General features: G+C 56.0%; 23 protein-coding genes. 12 read left to right on the top strand and 11 right to left on the bottom strand.

Annotated features, from left to right (window positions below; genetic code table 11):
- From IQ273_RS16820 to IQ273_RS16810, 3 genes are all read left to right on the top strand, one after another.
- Positions 1–1,791: CocE/NonD family hydrolase (locus IQ273_RS16820; protein ID WP_313898155.1), on the top strand; the 1,791-nt coding region annotated here is incomplete at its 5' end.
- A gap of 111 nt (positions 1,792–1,902) precedes the next feature.
- Positions 1,903–2,472 carry a hypothetical protein gene (locus IQ273_RS16815; protein WP_194024321.1) on the top strand — a complete coding sequence of 190 codons (570 nt, stop codon included), beginning with the start codon at positions 1,903–1,905 and terminating at the stop codon, positions 2,470–2,472.
- Between the two features lie 5 nt (positions 2,473–2,477).
- Entirely contained in the window at positions 2,478–4,799 is a 2,322-nt protein-coding gene (locus IQ273_RS16810; protein ID WP_194024320.1) for an ATP-dependent helicase, read from the top strand.
- A 206-nt stretch (positions 4,800–5,005) separates the two neighbouring features.
- Here the strand turns inward: IQ273_RS16810 and IQ273_RS16805 are convergent, their stop codons facing one another.
- Together IQ273_RS16805 and IQ273_RS16800 are read right to left on the bottom strand one after the other, a co-directional pair.
- Positions 5,006–5,287 (bottom strand): hypothetical protein, encoded by a 282-nt coding sequence (locus tag IQ273_RS16805; RefSeq protein WP_073610147.1) that lies wholly within the window; start codon positions 5,285–5,287, stop codon positions 5,006–5,008.
- A 336-nt stretch (positions 5,288–5,623) separates the two neighbouring features.
- The gene (locus IQ273_RS16800) at positions 5,624–7,069 is read right to left on the bottom strand and encodes a sodium/glutamate symporter (RefSeq protein ID WP_194024319.1); all 1,446 of its coding nucleotides are present in this window, start codon (positions 7,067–7,069) and stop codon (positions 5,624–5,626) included.
- Positions 7,070–7,291: 222 nt separating this feature from the next.
- On the opposite strand from IQ273_RS16800, the gene IQ273_RS34435 reads away from it, so the two are divergent.
- Positions 7,292–7,426 (top strand): hypothetical protein, encoded by a 135-nt coding sequence (locus IQ273_RS34435; RefSeq protein WP_255534547.1) that lies wholly within the window; start codon positions 7,292–7,294, stop codon positions 7,424–7,426.
- 123 nt (positions 7,427–7,549) lie between these two features.
- Here IQ273_RS34435 and IQ273_RS16795 read toward each other — a convergent pair whose 3' ends face one another.
- The 3 genes from IQ273_RS16795 to IQ273_RS34830 are packed head-to-tail and all read right to left on the bottom strand — an operon-like array spanning position 7,550 to position 9,893.
- Positions 7,550–8,755: a murein hydrolase activator EnvC gene (locus IQ273_RS16795; protein WP_194024318.1), complete on the bottom strand. Its 1,206-nt coding sequence runs from the start codon at positions 8,753–8,755 to the stop codon at positions 7,550–7,552.
- A 36-nt stretch (positions 8,756–8,791) separates the two neighbouring features.
- Positions 8,792–9,412, bottom strand: a complete 621-nt coding sequence (locus IQ273_RS16790) for a LysE/ArgO family amino acid transporter (protein WP_194024317.1) — start codon at positions 9,410–9,412, stop codon at positions 8,792–8,794.
- 10 nt (positions 9,413–9,422) lie between these two features.
- On the bottom strand, positions 9,423–9,893 hold the full coding sequence (locus IQ273_RS34830) for an Lrp/AsnC family transcriptional regulator (RefSeq protein ID WP_194024316.1): 471 nt from the start codon (positions 9,891–9,893) through the stop codon (positions 9,423–9,425).
- A gap of 179 nt (positions 9,894–10,072) precedes the next feature.
- Between IQ273_RS34830 and IQ273_RS16780 the strand changes: the two genes are divergently transcribed.
- The 4 genes from IQ273_RS16780 (at position 10,073) to IQ273_RS16765 (ending at position 12,027) form a co-directional block, all read left to right on the top strand.
- On the top strand, positions 10,073–10,558 hold the full coding sequence (locus IQ273_RS16780) for a DUF4079 domain-containing protein (RefSeq protein WP_194024315.1): 486 nt from the start codon (positions 10,073–10,075) through the stop codon (positions 10,556–10,558).
- Positions 10,559–10,668: 110 nt separating this feature from the next.
- Positions 10,669–11,283, top strand: a complete 615-nt coding sequence (locus tag IQ273_RS16775; protein WP_194024314.1) for a Uma2 family endonuclease — start codon at positions 10,669–10,671, stop codon at positions 11,281–11,283.
- Entirely contained in the window at positions 11,280–11,534 is a 255-nt protein-coding gene (locus IQ273_RS16770; RefSeq protein ID WP_194024313.1) for a UPF0175 family protein, read from the top strand. Before IQ273_RS16775 ends, IQ273_RS16770 begins: the two co-directional genes overlap by 4 nt.
- Complete coding sequence (locus IQ273_RS16765) at positions 11,527–12,027, top strand: DUF3368 domain-containing protein (RefSeq protein ID WP_194024312.1); 501 nt, start codon at positions 11,527–11,529, stop codon at positions 12,025–12,027. The genes IQ273_RS16770 and IQ273_RS16765 overlap by 8 nt, the downstream gene beginning before the upstream one ends.
- A 44-nt stretch (positions 12,028–12,071) precedes the next feature.
- Here IQ273_RS16765 and IQ273_RS16760 read toward each other — a convergent pair whose 3' ends face one another.
- On the bottom strand, positions 12,072–12,257 hold the full coding sequence (locus tag IQ273_RS16760) for a hypothetical protein (protein ID WP_313898154.1): 186 nt from the start codon (positions 12,255–12,257) through the stop codon (positions 12,072–12,074).
- Between the two features lie 304 nt (positions 12,258–12,561).
- Between IQ273_RS16760 and IQ273_RS16755 the strand changes: the two genes are divergently transcribed.
- From IQ273_RS16755 to IQ273_RS16735, 4 genes are all read left to right on the top strand, one after another.
- The gene (locus IQ273_RS16755; protein WP_194024311.1) at positions 12,562–12,804 is read left to right on the top strand and encodes a DUF4160 domain-containing protein; all 243 of its coding nucleotides are present in this window, start codon (positions 12,562–12,564) and stop codon (positions 12,802–12,804) included.
- Positions 12,797–13,141: a DUF2442 domain-containing protein gene (locus IQ273_RS16750; protein WP_194024310.1), complete on the top strand. Its 345-nt coding sequence runs from the start codon at positions 12,797–12,799 to the stop codon at positions 13,139–13,141. The genes IQ273_RS16755 and IQ273_RS16750 overlap by 8 nt, the downstream gene beginning before the upstream one ends.
- A 290-nt stretch (positions 13,142–13,431) precedes the next feature.
- On the top strand, positions 13,432–13,674 hold the full coding sequence (locus IQ273_RS16740) for an AbrB/MazE/SpoVT family DNA-binding domain-containing protein (RefSeq protein ID WP_194024309.1): 243 nt from the start codon (positions 13,432–13,434) through the stop codon (positions 13,672–13,674).
- Complete coding sequence (locus IQ273_RS16735) at positions 13,674–14,003, top strand: type II toxin-antitoxin system PemK/MazF family toxin (RefSeq protein ID WP_194024308.1); 330 nt, start codon at positions 13,674–13,676, stop codon at positions 14,001–14,003. The genes IQ273_RS16740 and IQ273_RS16735 overlap by 1 nt, the downstream gene beginning before the upstream one ends.
- Positions 14,004–14,035: 32 nt before the next feature.
- Here the strand turns inward: IQ273_RS16735 and IQ273_RS16730 are convergent, their stop codons facing one another.
- The 5 genes from IQ273_RS16730 to IQ273_RS16710 all read right to left on the bottom strand — a co-directional run bounded on the left by IQ273_RS16730 (position 14,036) and on the right by IQ273_RS16710 (position 18,152).
- Complete coding sequence (locus tag IQ273_RS16730; RefSeq protein ID WP_194024307.1) at positions 14,036–14,494, bottom strand: YaiI/YqxD family protein; 459 nt, start codon at positions 14,492–14,494, stop codon at positions 14,036–14,038.
- A 67-nt stretch (positions 14,495–14,561) separates the two neighbouring features.
- Complete coding sequence (locus IQ273_RS16725) at positions 14,562–15,056, bottom strand: DUF3368 domain-containing protein (RefSeq protein ID WP_194024306.1); 495 nt, start codon at positions 15,054–15,056, stop codon at positions 14,562–14,564.
- Positions 15,053–15,301, bottom strand: a complete 249-nt coding sequence (locus IQ273_RS16720; protein ID WP_194024305.1) for a UPF0175 family protein — start codon at positions 15,299–15,301, stop codon at positions 15,053–15,055. The genes IQ273_RS16725 and IQ273_RS16720 overlap by 4 nt, the downstream gene beginning before the upstream one ends.
- Before the next feature lie 62 nt (positions 15,302–15,363).
- Positions 15,364–16,356: an NAD(P)H-dependent glycerol-3-phosphate dehydrogenase gene (locus IQ273_RS16715; protein ID WP_228053224.1), complete on the bottom strand. Its 993-nt coding sequence runs from the start codon at positions 16,354–16,356 to the stop codon at positions 15,364–15,366.
- Positions 16,357–16,478: 122 nt separating this feature from the next.
- A complete protein-coding gene (locus IQ273_RS16710; RefSeq protein ID WP_194024304.1) occupies positions 16,479–18,152 on the bottom strand; it encodes a glycerol-3-phosphate dehydrogenase/oxidase in 1,674 nt (557 codons plus the stop codon).
- Between the last annotated feature and the right edge of the window lie 332 nt (positions 18,153–18,484).

Raw genomic sequence — 18,484 nt, 5'->3', positions numbered from 1 at the left:
CAGCTGTTCTTTCACAAGCGGGTCTGGCTGTGGCTGCTGGCGGGGTTGACCGCGCTGCTGCTGCTGCTGGTTGGTCGGGGTAGTGCGATCGCCGCCGCCTGGGTGGGCCACCAGCTAGACTATCCGCCCGCCAGCTTCAGCGTTCGCCTAGAGCGCCGGGTGACCGTGACTACCCCCGACGGCACAGCCCTGGTGGCCGATGTCTACCATCCCCGCACCGCCGCCGCTACTCCCACCATTCTGGTACGCATTCCCTACTCGAAAAAGATCAAACATATTCTGTTTGCCCGCACCATTGGCCATCTCTGGGCTAGTCATGGCTACACCACCGTGATTCAGGGTACCCGAGGACGCTATGAGTCGGGCGGCAGCTACGATCCGCCCTTTTTGAACGAAAAACAAGACGGGCAGGCCACGCTAGAGTGGATCGCCCAGCAGCCCTGGTACGACGGGAAAATCGGCATGTGGGGCGGCTCCTACTTTGGCTATACCCAGTGGGTGCTGGCCGACCAGACCGATCCGGGTCTGTCGGCCCTAATCCCGCAGATTTGCAGCACCGATTTTTACCGCATGTTCTACCCCGGCGGCGCGTTTTCCCTAGAAAGTGCCCTCTACTGGGCCACCCTCAGCTACGGCCAGCAAGATATTCCCATTCCCCAGGAGGAGCTACAGCGGGGCTATGAGGGGTGGCCCCTGATAGAGGCCGATGACCGAGCGGTGCAGAACATTCCGTTTTTTGATACCTGGGCCAGTCGCACCGATCGCGATCGCTACTGGCAAGCGGTCGATGGCACCGATCGCGCCCGCCAGCTTCAGGCTCCGGCCCTGCTGATGGCGGGTTGGTATGATCCATTTTTGCCCACCCAGCTAGCCGACTTTGAACAAATTCGCGCCCATACGGCCCCCCCGGTCGCCGAGGCCACCCGCCTGGTGATCGGGCCGTGGACCCACGCCAACACCGTCACCTTCCCCGACGGCAGCCGCCCCCGCAACTACCGCTTTGAGAGCATTGGCCCCAGCCTGCCCTGGTTTGATCAGCAGCTCAAAGGCAATCCCAAGGCGGCCTACCCCGACCCAGTGCAGATCTATGTCATGGGCGCTAACACCTGGCGCGGCGAATCGGCCTGGCCCCTGCCCCGTACTCGCTACACGCCCTACTATCTCCACAGCAACGGTCGGGCGAATACTCTCAATGGCGACGGCGTTCTCAGTCTGGAGCCGCCGGGTGAGGATGAAGGGAGCGATCGCTTTGTCTACGATCCGCAAAACCCGGTGCCCAGTGCAGGGGGAGCCATGCTGGGGCCAAACGCAGGCATTCAGCCCCAAAACACAGTAGAACAGCGGGATGACGTGCTGATCTACACCACCCCGCCCCTAAGCGACGCGATCGAAGTGACTGGGCCAGTGCAGCTGCGGCTCCAGGTTTCAACCACGGCACCCCATACCGATTTCACCGCCAAACTGGTGGATGTCTACCCTGACGGCACGGCTTACAACGTTTCTGAAGGGATTCTGCGGCGAGGTTACGACAGTGCGATCGGTGACAATACCTTAGAGGAAACTCAGGCCCCCACCGAAATCGCGATCGATCTTTGGCCCACCAGCCAGGTCTTCTTTCCAGGCCATCGCATTCGCCTGGAAGTCTCCAGCAGCAGCTACCCCCGCTTTGACCGCAATCCCAATACGGGGGGCGATATTCCCACTGAGCGTCAGCCGGTGACGGCGACCCAGACGATCTACCATCACACCGCCGCTGTCTCCCGGCTAATTCTGCCGATTATTCCCGAGTAGAGCCTACACTTGGCCAACCTCGACCTTGCTTATTCATACCAATAGAGACGTGGGGATAGCAGCGGGGCTGGCCCATAATGAGACTATGCAGGCAACCGCAGGATGCAGACAATGGCTGAGCCAATCACCCTTGACGACATTTACGCCCGATCGCAAACCGCTCAGGCCGAAGTTAATCGCCGCGCTACGGAGGCTCAGGCGGAAGCAAAGCGAGCTATGGAGGAACTCAGTCATTTGGTTGATAACACTACCCGCGCCGTAGATGCACTTACGACTCCCATCGGGCTTTTTATCGAGAATCTGGTTGAACCCTCGTTAGTAGGTCTCTTTCGTGAGCAGGGTATTGAGATCTGCGAAACTATTGGCCAAGCAAGATCTCAGCGCCCTGGAGCCGAGATGGACATTGGTCTGCTCGCTATCAGTGACGATGCCCTATACGTAATTGAGGTCAAAGATCGGCTGTCCAGTAAGGATGTATACGCTTTTATTGGTAAACTGCATCGCTTCAAGCAGTCGTTCCCCCACTACGCCGACTATCAAATTTACGGCGCTGTAGCCGGTATCGAAATTGACGAAGGGGTAGACCGCTTTGCCTATCAGCGGGGTCTGTTTGTAATCAAACAAACCGGCGATACGGTCATCATTGCCAATAACTCGACCTTTCAACCCACAGCTTGGTGAAACCTATGGTGGCAGCACCCGTCGATCGCGAGACGGCACTGAGGGAAATTCGCACCGGGCTACGGCGGGGGCAGCAGGCGTTGGCCGACTGGGAAGGTGGGCGGCTGGCGGTGTCGGCGGTGCCTGGCTCAGGTAAATCGACGGGGATGGCGGCGGCGGCGGCGATCGCGATCGCCCGCCACCAGCTGCACCTGAATCGGCAGCTGGTGCTGGTGACCTTTACGCGATCGGCGGCGGCCAACCTCAAGGCCAAGGTGCGGGGCCATCTGAAAAACCTGGGCCTGCCCCAAACTAGCTTTACCGTTTCTACCCTGCACGGGCTGGCGCTTACCATTGCCACCCGCAACCCAGAACTGTCTAACCTAAACCTAGACACACTGACGCTGGTTTCGCCTGCCCAAAACAACCGCCTGCTGAGGGTTTGCGTAGAACAGTGGATTGTCGCCAACCCCGACCTTTACCACCACCTGATTGAGGGGCGACAGTTCGACGGTGAGGAAACTGAGCAGCTCAGGCGGCAGTCGGTGCTGCGTACAGAGGTGCTGCCCAGCCTGGCCCACACCGTAATTCGCGAGGCCAAGAGTTCGGGGTTGATGCCCGCTGAATTGCTAGAGCTAGCTCAACAGGTCAACCACAATCTACCGGGGGATGTCGAAGACTACGACGTGCTTACCATTGCGGCGGGTCTGTACGAGCGCTACCAGGCTCTGCTCTCGCAGCGGGGCTGGATCGACTACGACGACATGATTTTAGGTGCCCTGCGCACGCTGGATGACCCCGACAGCCTCCGCTTCTGGCAGGGGCGCACTTTCGCCGTGTTTGAAGACGAAGCGCAGGATTCGTCGCCCTTGCAGACTCGGTTACTAACCCTGCTGGCCGGTGATCCTGAGTATCCTGATGGCGAGCCCAATCTAGTGCGAGTGGGCGACCCCAACCAGGCGATCAACTCTACGTTTACCCCGGCGGACCCAGTATTCTTCAACCAGTTTTGCGACGACTGCCGCCGCCAAGATCGGCTGGTGACGATGGATCAGGCCGGGCGCAGCAGCGGCATCATTATGGCGGCGGCCAACCAAATGCTGGCCTGGGTGAACCAGGCACGGGTGGCGGGGCCAGAGACGCCCTTTCGCAACCAGGCGATCGCTCCGGTCCCCCCCAACGATCCCCAGCCGGGGGCCAACCCTGACCCACTGGGGGTTGGCCTAGACATTCTCTCGCCGCCCACCACGCTAGATACTGTCAGACTGATGGCCGAGCGGGTGCGAGATCTTTACGCCGAGAACCCCGATACCAGCTTTGCCATTTTGGTGCGAGAGGGTCGCCAGAGCCAGTTTGTCGGTAACCTGCTGCGCGATCCTGACCTGGTGGGTGGGGTAGACCTGGCCGCGATGGGGCTGAAGTTTTACGACGTGGGCGAACAAGACCGCCAGACCAAAGTGCCCGAAGAAATGCTCGCCCTGCTGAGATTCATCGAGCGGCCCCATTCGCCAGACATGCTCAAGGGGGCGCTGCGGGTACTGGTCGATCGCAAGCGGGTGCCCACCCAAGACCTCAACGCCCTGGCCCAAGCGCCTGAGCAGTTTCTCTACCCCGGCCCGCTGGATGCCCCACCCGATACTGATGCCGCACGGACGGCGCGGCGCTACTGCGCGGGGCTGCTGCGATCGCGCCTCGAACTGCCCCCCTACAGCCTGTTCTCGTTCATTGGCCTCACCCTGGGCTACAACCAGAGCGAGCTAGCCACCGCCGACAAGCTGGCCGCCCGTGTCAGCCAGCAAATTCGCAACGACAACACGCTGGGGGCGGCGATCGCGGTGCTGCAAGACATCGTCGGCTCCGAGCGCTTTACCGCCGTCGATACTGAAGATACCGACTCGCTCTACACCCGTCCTGGGCAGCTGACGCTGATCACCATGCACAAGGCCAAGGGGCTCGACTGGGACGTGGTGTTTTTGCCCTTCCTGCACGACAAGACCATCCCTGGCACTCTGTGGGTGCCGCCCCAGGGCGAGTTTTTGGGCGACTTTACCCTGGCGGAGGTGGCCCGCGCCCAAATTCGCACCTATGCCCACGCCGATACCGAACAAGAGCGGGGCAGCATTCCCGACATCATTACCGCCTGGGAGCAGGCCAAACACCTCAAAGCCGCCGAAGAATACCGTTTGCTCTACGTTGCCATGACCCGAGCCAAGCGCCTGCTGTGGATGTCGGCGGCTCAGCAGGCCCCCTTTACCTGGAGCAAGCCTGAGAATGTGCAGGTCGCCACCCCCTGCCCTGTGCTGCCAGTGCTGCGGGAGTGGTTAAGGGGAGCGAGAGTAAGCGAGTAAGCGGTTAGGTGGTAGCCCCCGGAGGCAGCAGCCGTCCTCAGTTAAAGGGATGAGACCCGGTAGAAGCATTAGCGCAAGATTCCGGAGGCTATGTGCTGCTCGCCTAACGAATTGGGAACGACCAACTAGGGTCAAATGTCAGGGAAGTAAGAGATTTGCCGAACCTCTTTGCAGCTCGGCAAATTGTAAATCACCTACCGAAATCACTAATCAATGCGCTCGATTTGCCAGAGAATTTGGTTTCCTTCTCGCCGCACTCGCGATACTGACCAGTTACGCCAGGCCCAAAACTCGCCCCGGCTGGTAACGGCGCTAGCGTTCACATCCATTAAATCGGCAAGTTCTGAACTGGTGATTAAGTAACCCTGTTTAGCGATTTCATCGGCTATTTGCAAAGTTTCAAGCACGTTGCGGAGGTTATCAACCCTAACCTCGCGCGGTAGAGAATCAAAGTTTTCGCTAATCGGAGAAGTTCCAGAGTCTGCCATGATACATAATGCCGTCCAAAGCTAAAATCAAGCTAAATTCTACCTTTAGACCTTCAGCTTAAGAGAAATTTAGCTCATAAATTATCTATGCTTTTGATTAGGAATACTTATGATAAGTATTGATTTTCCTTGTCACAATTAAGGATCCCGCCAGATGTGAGGGAGGAATATAGCCATAGTCACGTTGGTTAGGACATCCAGAAACCCTATGAACGTTCAAACGTTTGAACGTTCATAGGAGACCTGTCTTAACCAGACTGGTCACAGCTATAGCCGTTGGGTCAGGTAGGTCGCGACCATTCCTCTCTATCTCTATACGCTGCTAGCCGAGGGGCTCTACACGCTGCTAGCTGAAGGGCGACGACGTTCTTGCCGAATCAGCAGGTAGCCCACCGCAAACCAGAAAATGAGCAGCCCGCCGGTAATCGCCAGCACGGGTAGCAGGCCCAGACGGGCAATCAGGGCTGGGGCCGCAGCAGTAAACAACCCGCCGCCAACAATGGGCTCAAAGAAGAGCTGTTTGTAGGCAAAGCCTTCAAAGGCACCCGTGCTGTTGTCGGGGTCGACCATGCGCAGCAGTAAAATGCCCGTGGCGGTAACGCCCATCGACTGGCCCATGTCGCCAATGCCTTTCTCAAGCCAATAGCTGGGAAAAATGCGTGGTGCCCACCACAAAAAGATCAGCACATTCCATAGAATACCGACGACGCTGAGCACAAGAAAGACGCCCAAGTTGCCGCCAATGACGCTGAGAGAAATGGTGGCGATCGCAGAAATGACCACTACATCTAGCGCCACCCCAGCAATATTCTGCACCATGGGCCGAATCACTAGCGATCCCAGCCCCAGTCGGTTAAGAATCGACTGCGTGATAATGCCGCCAATGAGCGCCAGCGGAAACAGGGGTACATAGGTAAACAGGGCAAAGCCGCCCTCACCACCCCAGGTCGCTGCCTCGACAAACTTCAGCGCCTCTAAAATCAGCCAGCCGATAGCGATCGCTAGCCCGACAATGGCAAAGTTAATCGACAGCGGGTCAACCAGCAGGTTGCGCAGCAGCCGTGCCCGCTCTTGCCGCAGTTCTGGCGTTTCAGCCACCACGTTGAGGTCAGGAATTTCTTCGGGCTCAATCACCCGACGGGTAACGGTATCTATATGGCCCTTGCGGCGACCCCAGTCGGCCAGGGCGGTACCGCAGATAATACCAGCGACAATGCCCACTGTCGCCAGACCAATGGCCAGGTCGGCCCCGTCGGTAAAGCCCAGGTCAATGAGGGTGTCGGCCATGCCCCCAGCGGTACCGTGGCCCCCCTCAAAGCCAATTTCAATCAGGGCGGCGGCAATGGGGTTGACATTAAACAGCGGAATCAAAATGAGCAGGGTGGCCAGGCAGCCCACTACATACTGCCCCCAGGCCAGGGTTTGGCCAAAGACCACCTGGGGGGCCGCCTTTCGCCAAATATCACGCGGCGGCGGAATCGTTTCGCCTAAAAACAGGGCTGCAAACACAACATTAATAAATACCCCCGGGGCCTGTGCCCACACCGTGCGGATATCTTCGGCGAACAGACCGCCCGCTAGTAAAGAGTCAGGGCCAAATATGGCCGTTGCGATCGCCCCTAGCGCCTCTGGCCCCAGCAGCAGCGCCAGCGCCCCGGCTACAATTGAGGACGGCAGGTAGAGTCGCTGAAACCACTGAATGCGCTGCTTGAGGTAGCGCCCCAGCAGCAGCAGCAGCGCCAGCAAGACGAAGGCAAATAGAACAGTACGCAGGTTAAACACCAGGTCTCTCCAGGTAGTTGCAAGCCAGGGGCAGCAGCAACACCATCCCTAACTATTGCTATACAGCCATTGATTGTAAGGACTTGCAGTAACCCTGGGCACATGTACTAAATTGTCTACAGGGAGAATAAAATTGGAATGCCCATTCCAAGGCTAATTTATGGGGGTCAAACCCTTGTAAATTCAAGCTTTTCCTGTCGTTCCTAACCCTGAGGTATCTCTATGGCCAGTAAAGACCAAATTAAGCAGCACCTTGCTCTCACCAGCAAAATCAACTTCAGCGGCGTGACCCCCGCCAAGAGCGAAGACCCCCGCAAAGCGAAGATTATGCAGCATGTGAAGAAAAGCCTGGGGTAAATGTGTGGATGGGTAGGCGGGTGGATGGGTAGGCGAGTAATGTGGGTGAGTTGGAGGTAGGTGCAGCGTCCTCACCTGTGTCAAAACCTGTCTACCCTCCTACTCACCTACCCGCCCACTTGCCTACAAATAAGCCACCGGATTCACCGGATTACCATTCTGGCGCACCTCAAAGTGCAGGTGAGGGCCGGTAGAGAGGCCGGTGGAGCCAACGGCGGCGATCGCCTGCCCCTGCTGCACCGCCTGCCCCTCGCTCACCATCAAACGGCTGGCGTGGGCGTAGAGAGTGCTGATGCCGTCGCCATGGTCAATAATCACCGTCTGACCGTAGCCGCCGTACCAGCCCGAAAAAATGACCCGACCCGAGTCGGCGGCGTAGATTGGGGTGCCCTGGCTGGCCGCAAAGTCGATGCCCGCGTGGAATCGGCTGTAGCCCAGAATCGGGTGGCGGCGGTTGCCAAAGCCGCTAGAGATGTTGCCATTGGCAGGGAATACAAACCGCCCAGTGCCGCGAATCACCCCGGTGCTGGCGGCGATTTTTTGGCGAATTAGCCCGGCGATTTGCTCCGAATCGCGGGCGAGCTGGGCTTCAGCGGCTTCTAGGGCACCGCGCTGGTCTTTGAGGCGAGAAATCAGCTGTTTTTCTACGCTGGCTTCGGCTTCGTACTGCTGCTTTTGGGAGAGGAGCTGCTGCCTCAGCAGGGCGACCTGGTTGCGCTTTTCTTCGACCGCAGCCTTCTGCTTTTGAATCGCTTCGGCTTTGGCCTTGAGGTCGGCCAGCACCTGGCGATCGGCGGCGTAGACCCGCTTGAGCTGATACTGGCGATCGAGAAATTCGTTGAAGTTCTGGCTTTGTAGCAGCACCGCCCAACCCTCGCTCCCCTGCTGCCGCTGTAAATACTGTAAGCGGGCTACGGTGCCGGTACGGACGTTTTCGTAGTCCTCTTCGGCCTTTTGGAGCTGGGCCTCAAAGTCTTTGAGTTCTTTCTCAGCCTGGCTAAGCTGGTACTCAGTTTGGCTAATCTGGTTAGCAGTGTAGACAATATTGTTCTCCAGGCTTTGCAGATTAGATTCTGAATCGGCCTGGCGGTTTTGAATTTCGTTTTGCTGCTGCTGAAGCTGGTTGCGCTGCTGTTCGAGCGTTTTTTGCTTATTCTGCAAGTCTTCTATGGACTGGGCCACCAGTTCGGACGGGGCTGTCTGGGCGTTAGATACAGTCGTTATTCCCAGCCAGCTCACCAGCACCAGGGCCAGCACCGCACTCAGCCACCGTCTCCAGGCTACAGGCCGTCGGGGCGATACAGACGAAAACCGATGTGTTTGCAGCATGGTCACAAGCAGTACCTGGCGTGTGGAACTTGGAGCCTAGCCCCTGAAGGTGAGCGCAATCGCCACTACCCCAAAGGCAAAAATAGCCGCACCGGCCAGCCGATTTAACCACTTCAGCCGGGCTGGTGTCAGCCTTTGGCTAAAAAGCGTTACACCCCAGCTCAGGCACAGCCACCACAGGGCCGACCCCAAAAACACCCCGACAACCAGGGTCAATGAGGCTGCCCACGATTGGCTGCTGCCCACCAGACCCAGCCCGGCAAAAATCGCAATGAAGGAAAGAATAGTCGCGGGGTTAGTTAACGTCAAGACCAGGGTAGAAGCGTAGGCCCCCCACAGCCCTCGGCTGGACAGCTTGGCGGCCTCGCTGGCAGGGTCGGCCCGCAGTGTGGTGACGCCTAAATAACAGAGAAATAGGCCGCCCATGAGCTGCATGGCCTGGGCGTGGCTGACCAGCAGATCGGCGATCGCCGTCAGCCCAAAGCCAGCGATGCAGCCATAGAGGCCATCGGCGGTGGCTGCCCCCATCCCCGTCACCAGCCCCATTAGCTGGCCCTGGGTGAGCGACCTGCGAATGCAGAGCAAGCCAATGGGGCCGACTGGGGCTGCGATCGCCAGCCCCAGCCCCATTCCTTTTAACAATGCCCAACCTTCCATCAGCCCCTCCTTAGGACTCGCTCAAATGATCTAGCGATGGCACCTGGGTTTCTTTCACCGTCGAGAGCACGATCAGGGTGCGGGTTTTGACTACCCCCGCGATCGCCTTTAGCCCATCGGTAATCAGCGCCTCCAGAGCGCGAGTGTGGCGGCAGCGCACCTTGAGCAGGTAATCGTCGTCGCCCGTAACGTGGTGGCACTCCAAAATTTCTGCCGCCGCCTGCACCGCCGCCAAAAAGCCCTCCCGATGGCGCGGCTGGTCGAGCGTTACCGAGATAAACGCCGTCAGATTTAGCCCCAGAGCCTCGGCATCGAGCCGGGCACTGTAGCCGGTGATAATGCCACGCTCTTCGAGTTTTTTGACGCGATCGGCGGCAGCTGGGGCCGATAGCCCCAGCTGCCCTGCTAACTCCGCCCAGGTCATGCGGCCCCGCTGACAGAGCAGCAACAAAGCTTTAATATCAAGGTCATCAAGCTCCACAGGATTAGTTTAGTAAGTATTTTTAGATTTTCACTTACGATTAAGATCTTAGGAGTCGTTTTTGACACAATTTCATAACATAACTTTTGGTGTCGGGTTGCGCTGGCCCTCCTCCTTTCGGTAGAGAAAATGTGGCACCTTAGGGATGGCGCTTTTCACTGCTCTGTTGGGAGATGACCATGGTTTCTACGATTCGCGGCTACTTGCAGCCCATTGCCGATTTCTTTGCTGGGTTTGGCACCCCGGAACCGATTGTGCACTGGGGCCACCCGGCCATGATGGGCATCGTCATTTTTGTCATGGGTAGCTTTACCGCCTACATGGGCTGGAAAGGCCGCATCGGCGACGATGACCCTCAGAAAAAAGCTGAAAACCGCCACACCCACAAGCGTCTGGCCCTGTGGATGTTTACCTTTATTAGCCTGGGCTATACCGGCGGGGTGCTGTCGCTGGTCATGCAGGAGAAAGACATCTTTCAAAGCCCCCATTTTTGGACGGGCGGCCTGGTGATTGGCCTGCTAGCCCTCAATGGGGCCATTTCGATTACTAAGTTTGGCGGTGGCAAAGCATCTCTGCGTACCGCCCACGCCTACCTGGGCAGCGTTGCCCTAGCGGTAATGTTTGTCCACGCCTTCTTGGGTCTGCGGCTGGGTCTGTCGATTTAATAGAGGTGGGGCCAAATGGGGAGAATGGCTGTGCCGCCAGTCAAAGGGCTTGGTTACGATAGGGTTGTGCGATGTTGCACCGGAAGTATCGCGCCGGAAGGACCGTGGCCATGATGTCTGCTCCCCTGCTTACCCCTCCTACTAACGATCAGCGTGTGGTTTACGCTGGCCTGAGCTGGCAGCAGTTCAAGCTCGTTCAGGCTGGGTTTGCTGAGTCGCCGGGGGTGCGGCTGGGTTACTACAACACCACCATCGAGATTCTGATGCCAGGGCGCGACCACGAAATGTTTAGTCGGCTGATCGGTTTCTTGATTGGTCTGTTTTGCCTGGAGAATGCGATCGAGTTTGAGCCTACCGGCTCTATGACCCAGGAAAAAGAAGGGGAAGTCTCGGCTCAAGCTGATGAATCCTATTGCTTTGGTGCGTCAAAACCGATTCCTGACCTGGCTATTGAAGTGGTCTTTACCAGCGGTGGCATGGGCAAACTCCAGCGCTACCAAGCGCTTGGAGTGCCCGAAGTGTGGTTCTGGGAAGATGGTGTGTTTAGCCTACACAGGCTGCGAAGCGATGGGTACGAGGCCATTGACCGCAGCGAAATTTCAGAACTCGCAACCTTGGATATGGCTCTGCTGAGCCGCTGTGTGTTGCTAGCCCAAACCTCCCGGCTAGAAGCCGCTAACGAATTTCGCAAAGGTTTACTGAGCAAACTTGGAAATGATCTATGACGCTACAGCTTGTGGTTGACTATCCTGAGACATTTCCAGATGCGGTGGGGCGCACACGGGAACAGTTTGAGCTGGAGGCCAAGTGGGCTATGGCTGTCAAACTGTTCGAACTAAAGCGCCTCTCCTCAGGAATGGCAGCCAGTTTAATCGGGGTAGACAGGGTTAGCTTTTTGTTGAGGCTGGCCGATTATGGCGTCAATATAGTGGATCTCACGGAAGAAGAATTAGCCTCTGACCTGGCCAATGCCTGAGACCGACAAGATTGTCATCAATACCTCGCCACTAATTGCTTTAGTAGCCGCATGGGGAAACCTAGAACCCCTCGCAGCACTGTACGAGCAAGTACATGTGCCGTTTGAAGTCTGCCAAGAGTTGAGCAAGGGCGGCTCCAGCAACTTTGCGGTGGCTGAGTTTGAACAAGCTACTTGGCTCAGAAAACAATCCTCGGCGCTGGCTCTCTCACCTTTGCTACTCAACACGCTCGATTTAGGTGAGGCATCTGTCATTCAACTCGCATTAGATCTAGGGCTGAAGACAGTTTGTATTGATGAAGCTATTGGTCGGCGAGTAGCAAGGCTCAGTGGCTTATCACTAACGGGGTCTATGGGCATTTTGCTTAAGGCCAAGCGCCACAACCCTAGTTTTTCGGTCAAAGATGCGATCGCCAGAATGCTCGCCAAGAAAATTCGCCTGAGCAAAACGGTGATTGACTTTGCTCTAGAACAGGCAGGGGAAGCAACCTAGAGCAAAAGCCCCGGAGCAACTTTTTCTCCAGGGCTTTTGTTTGTTTACTCTGCCGCTGGGGCGTAGCGGTGGGTGTGGATGGCGAGGTACTCGCCTTCGCGGCCAGTGGGCATGAGCCTAGACCAGCGATCGGGGTCGGCATAGCCAAGAGCACCGAGCTGGTGAATGGTGTCGCGCACGGCACCGTGGTCACCGATCGCGATCAGGCGCACCAGTTCTTGGTTGCGCACGGGCAGCTGAAATTCGTAAGTTATGGGTGTTCACCTTCGGTAAAGAAAACGGGGAACCGCCTAGAGCATCCCGTAAGGGTGCCGTACCGAAGGCTTGACCTAAAATAGGCTCAGGCATTTCGGCTTAGTCACGATAAGTCCGGAATGATTAGGGTTGTGCAAGAGCTGGTACCTCTCGCACAACCCGCCTAAACCATTCCCCGCAAGAAATAATGTACTAGATGTGCCCCAAAAGCTCAACTGTATTGGTAAGAAGCTATGACAAGACGAGCAAATTACAAGGCAAATTTCGTACTATAAAGCTATGCCAACGGTTTTAAGAAAAGACGGGTTTAGCTTTCGCATCTATTACGATGACCACATTCCAGCCCATGTTCATGTTTTCAGGAGCGGTGGCGAAGCCAAGATAGAGCTGGGAGTCAGCCTAGCTAATCCTAAACTTTTAGAACTGTACGATATGAGTAATAAAGATGCTAGAAGAGCGCTAGAGATCATTGTTGAGCATCAAGTTGAGTTATTGCAGCGTTGGATAGAGATTCATGGTTAATCAAGCAGATGAAGCTCAATTTTTAGCCGCACTCCGAAGAGCTAGAGATGCTGCGGTGCAAGCCGCCAGAATAGAGCCACAGGCAATAGACGTTAGTTATGATTCACAGAATCACCTAATCGTGGTGCGTTTAAATAATGGAGCAGTTTTTAGTTTTCCTCCTGATATTGCTCAAGGGATAAATGGTGCCGCACCAGAAGATCTAGCCATGGTAGAAGTTACCCCTAGTGGCACAGGATTGCACTGGGAAAAGCTAGATGCTGATTTTACAGTATCAGGATTATTAAATGGGATATTTGGTACCCGTACTTGGATGATGGAGTTACAAGAACGCTAGCAAAATCAGCAAGTTTCTTGAAGCTATCTGTAACTGAAATTGAATAAACTAGAGCCAGTTAAGCGTCTTCAGCAACGTGCCCTCTCCAGCTGACAACGGCAGCGTTTCCTATGACTACTGTTCTCAACCCAGACGAACTCACCCGCAGCCTGACCAGAGAGCAGTTTATGCATCTCTGTCAGAGCAACCTAGACCTTCAGCTTGAGCGATCGCGTCAAGGATTTTGAGCTGGCCTTGGCAAAATGATATACTTTGGATATCCGAAAAGCCTTTTGCGCTGAGACAACCCGATGAAAACTCAGATTGGCCAATGGGGTAACTCGCTTGCACTGCGGATCCCTAAATATATCCATGAAGCGCTGCATCTCCAGCTTAACGATGCCGTAGAGTGCTCAGTCGAAGATGGCAAGCTAGTCATCACCCCAGTGCAAGCCCTTCCCGAGATGAGCCTCGACGAGCTTTTGGCCGAAGTCACTGAACCCCCTGAACTAGAGTTCGACTGGGGCGGCCCCGTTGGTAACGAGGCTTGGTAGTGTACGTTCCTAAGCGCGGCGACTTTATCTGGCTCAGCTTTGATCCTCAAGCTGGGCATGAGCAAATGGGCAATCGTCCTGCGTTAGTAGTAAGCCACGATCGCTTTAATTCAAAAATGGGATTTGCCTTTGTTTGCCCCATTAGCAATACCCAGCGCCAAAACCCTTTTTATGTCCAGATTTCAGCGGGCAGTCCTGTTACTGGGGTAATTATGGCTGACCAGCTGCGATCGCTCGACTTTAGAGCTAGAAACGCTCAGCTCATTGCTAACTGCCCAGACCTGTTGTTGCAAGATGTTCTGAGGCGAATCAAGCCGGTCCTATTCTGAATCGGGCATGCTGGGTGTATCAGCGAAGCACTCTACGACTGTTTAAAACCATGCCGAGTCAAAAAGCGATCGAGCTGGTTAGCAAATGCTTCGGTATCGCGCTGGCTAAACGGTGGCGGTCCGCCAGTTTCTACCCCGCCGCTGCGTAGCTCATCTAAAAAATTTCGCATCGATAGGCGCTCGCGAATATTACCCTGGTCGTAAAATTCGCCGCGCGGGTTGAGGGCATAGGCTCCCTTTGCGATCGCATCAGCCGCCAAAGGAATATCCGCCGTAACCACTAAATCGCCAGGCTGTAGCTGTTGGGCAATATAGTTGTCAGCCACATCCAGACCCGATCGCACCTGCACCGCCTCAATGTAGTCAGACCCAGGAATCTGCAATTCTTGATTCGCGACTAAAGTGGTCTTAACCTGCACTCGTTTAGCTGCCCGAAACAGAACCTCTTTAATCACATTCGGGCAAGCATCCGCATCAACCCAGATTTGCATAGTTTATGTGCCTCCGTGCTGTAACCCTAATCCACAGCAAAGACTTAAAAAGTATTGAAGTATCCAATTATGCCTCACCTACAATGGCTAAGATTTGGGCATACAAAGCGGTAAATACTCTGAAATCACATCCTGCAATCAAGGCATCCATGAGGGGTTTAACCGCAAAAATTAGCTGCTTCTGCTTTGCCTCCACCAAAACCCCCAGCAAGCCAGTAATTTTTACCCCTAATCGATTAGCTTCAGCTCGGCCACGACGCTCATCAATTAATAACAAATCTGCGTTAAGCTCCAGAGCAAGAGCGATCGCCTCAGATTCTCCAGGGTCCAACCTCGCCTTCAGCCTAAGACGCTCTACAACATTCTGGTTCACCACTGGCCTGATTTCAATCCAGGGAGCCAATTTTACTTCAAGGGTACCTGGCACTGGAGGATTAACCTCTGTCAGTTCACGGTAGACCGCTTCAGGAATAGTAACTCGATTGTAGAGTTGTGGTAGAAGTTGCAGATGTTGAATAGCAACTAGATTCGTGATGGCTGATGTGTCGCTAATAACGATCACAGCCGCCCCAAAGACTGAAGGTTTTTCAAATCCAGTTCGAAATCTTCAACATCATAGACGTAGAGAGGAATATTCCGTTTTTTTAGAAGTTGGCGAAACGTATTAAGTGGCAGTTCTGCGAGCTGGCTAGCATAGCCTAACGTTAAGCGGCCCGTCTGGAAAAAATGCAAAGCAATCTCTTGACGAAACTCGCCAGGAGTCAGCTGAGAGGCTTCTAAAATCTCGTCTGAGATCACAACACTCATGGCTACAAAATCCGCTAGCGCGTGTAAGTTTAGCCTAACCTAAAAACCACTCACCATCCCAGTCACTCACCCTGCAAAATCTCTTGATAGTCTTCGGCCTTGAGCTTGCGCTCCATTAGCGCCGCCACCGCCTCTTCGGCAGAGATATCGCCCTTGAGCAACAGGTACACCTGCTGCGAAATCGGCACCGAAATCTGCTCGCGCTGGGCAATATCGTGCAGCACGTAGGCGGTATTTACCCCCTCAGCAGTGCTGCCCAGTTCACCAAGAATCTGCTCCAGCGGTTTGCCCTGGGCTAGGCCATAGCCAACCCGGTAGTTGCGGCTGAGCACGCTGGTGCAGGTGGCCAGCATATCGCCCAGGCCCGAGAGGCCCAAAAAGGTTTCGGGCTGACCGCCCAGGTGGGTGCCAATCCGCATTACCTCAGGCAGGGCGCGGGTGATCAGGGCCGATCGCGCATTTGAGCCTAGCTGTAGCCCTTCGCACACACCAACGGCGATCGCAATCACGTTCTTCAGCGTGCCGCCCAGCTCGGCTCCCAGCGGGTCGGCGCTGCGGTAGGTGCGAAAGTTTTCGCCCGCAAACACGTGCTGTACGGCCTCGGCAGCGGTTTCATTGGCGCAGGCAATCACCGTCGCGGCAGGCAGCCCCGCTTCAATTTCTTTGGAGAGGTTGGGGCCAGACAACACCGCCACCGCATGGTTCGGAAACGCCCGCTGAAAAATCGCCGATGGGGTCAGCGTGGTTTCGGGGTCAAGACCCTTCGTCGCCGTCACAAACACAGTGGTTTCTGGAATATTCAGCCCCTTCAGCCGATTCACTAGCTCTGGCACCCCCTTCATTGAGATCGCCGACATAATCACCTCGGCTCCATCTACCGCCTCTTCGAGCGAGAGATCGCCGCTGCGCGACCACAGACGCACGGTGTGATCGTTACTGCTGGCAATGTGGGCCAAGCCCTTGCCCCAGGCCCCAGCACCGAGAATGGCGAGGGTAACCTGGCGGTGTTTATAGGTTTCAAAGATTTGGTTGGCGGTCTGGGTGGCGGTGAGCATGGGTGGATGGGTAGGTGGGTGGATAGGTGGATGGGTGGATGAGTAAGGGGGTGGATGAGTGAGTGAGGGGCAAGGGAGACCTCTTACTTCCTACTCATCCACTCTCTACCCATCCACTCCCCTTAGGCGGTCTGCAATGAAGGACTCTCCTGCTTCAGGGCATAGTCGGGGATGCAGTTGGTCTCCATGAACTGGTGGTAGGTGCGAATATTGCGATCGCACTGCTCTTCACTCCACCCGCAGTACTCGCGCAGCACCTCAGATACTACGGGTAGCGCGTCAAAGCCGTAGTTGCGGTGCATGGCTACCGTTGTACGGCGGCGCAGAATATCGTCAAAGGTATGGGCCATCTCGGCCTGCACCGCAAACACAATCTGAGCCTGAATGTCGTGGGCGTAGTCGACAATTGGCTCGGCCAGGGCGGGGTGCTCATCGACTAGGGCCAGCAGTTCCTCAGTGCGAGCCCCATAGATGCCGATCAGGTGGTCGAGCACGGCGGTAGGAATACGGTGGCGGTAGCGATCGTGCCACTGGCCCACCCTAGGATCGTCTAACAAAATGGCTCCTGGCAGCGATCGCTTGTGGGTAGGGCAAGCGGGCACTGCCTCGCCACGCTTGCGAAACGCCACATCCACAAACTCTTCGCCTACCTGACGATGGGTGGTGAGCTTGCCGCCAATCAGCGAAATCAGGTTCTCGGCCCCTTCTTTGCTGTGGTCGTGGAGAATGTGGGCGCGGCTAATGCTGCCTGCCTTTTTGCCCTCGGCGTAGGGCAGAGGCCGCACCCCGGCATAGGTAAAGCGCACATCCTGGCGGGTGAGATGGGCGGCGGGCAGCACGGCATTGGTTTCTTTGAGCAGGTAATCCACCTCAGCATCGTCGGCTTTGATATTGTCGAGGGGGCCGTTGTAGCGCTCGTCGGTGGTGCCGATCAGGTACTGGCCCAGCCAGGGAATGATGAAAAAGGGCCGCCCGTCAGATTTTGCTTCCACATAGAGGGCCGTACTCGGTGCGCCAGGGAAGGTATCGACAATAATATGGCTGCCCTTGGTGCCGCCAATTTTTTGCCCCTTACTAACGGGCGACTCGCTTAGGCCACAAACCGCATCGACCCAGGGGCCAGAGGTGTTAACCACAACCGTTTTATCGTGAGTAGTCACCTCAAAGGTGTCGTCGCTTAGCAGATCGCGGCAGGTCAACCCGGTAATCCGCCGGTTCGCCAGATGAATGTCCTCCACCTGGGCATAGTTGAGGGCCACGGCCCCGGCCTGCTGGGCATCTAGAATATTCTCAAAGCACAGGCGCTCGGCATGCTCAGCCTGGGCGTCGTAGTACTGACCGGCCCCCGCTAGCTCATCGGCATCAATGGCGCGAAACAGCTGTCGGGTCGTCTTACGCGACAGCATACGGTGGTTAGGCAGCGATTTGTCGTAGCTAAGTACGTCATAGAGCACCATGCCCACCTGAATGATCCGGTAGCTGCGCGACCCGCTGCGATATATTGGAATCGTCATCTGCAACGACTTGGCCAGGTGGGGAGCATTGCGCAGCAGCACCTCCCGCTCGTGCAGCGACTCGCGCACCAGGTGGAACTCAAAATATTCTAAATACCGCAGCCCGCCGTGAATCAGGCGGCTCGACCAGCTGGTGGTGCCGCCGCCAAAATCGCCCTTGTCAATAATTAGAGTTTTAAGCCCCCGTAAGGCTCCATCCCGAGCAGTGGCGGCACCGTTGATGCCGCCGCCGATCACAATTAGGTCGAAGGGTTGGTTGGTGAGGGTTTGAAGATTACGCATGAGGATTGGGGGATCGGGGTTTACGGGGAGCGAGTAGGTGAATGGTTGGGTAAAGCGATAGCGAAACCTCAGGGCTTAGCAGACTGCGCTTTTGTGCAGCCTAACGCATTGAATTTGAACCTCAGGGCTAAGTAGGCCACGCTCAGCCCTTAGATATATAGATTCTTTAAATAGATAAGACGGCTTGAGATGCGATGGAGCCTGCGTAGCGATTATCTTGATCGTCAAGCTCACCCTGCTATGTAGTAGCTGCCACGGGGGTGGCGGCTGGCGGCAGAGAGCAAGCTGGGGCTTGCCATAAGGTGTCATGGGCCACCATGGCATTGAGGATG

Source organism: Nodosilinea sp. LEGE 07298, from assembly GCF_015207265.1.
In the GTDB taxonomy this organism is placed as follows: Bacteria; Cyanobacteriota; Cyanobacteriia; order Phormidesmidales; family Phormidesmidaceae; genus Nodosilinea.
Note: the sequence above shows the minus strand (reverse complement) of the source record. Positions and strands in the feature narration are given on the sequence as shown.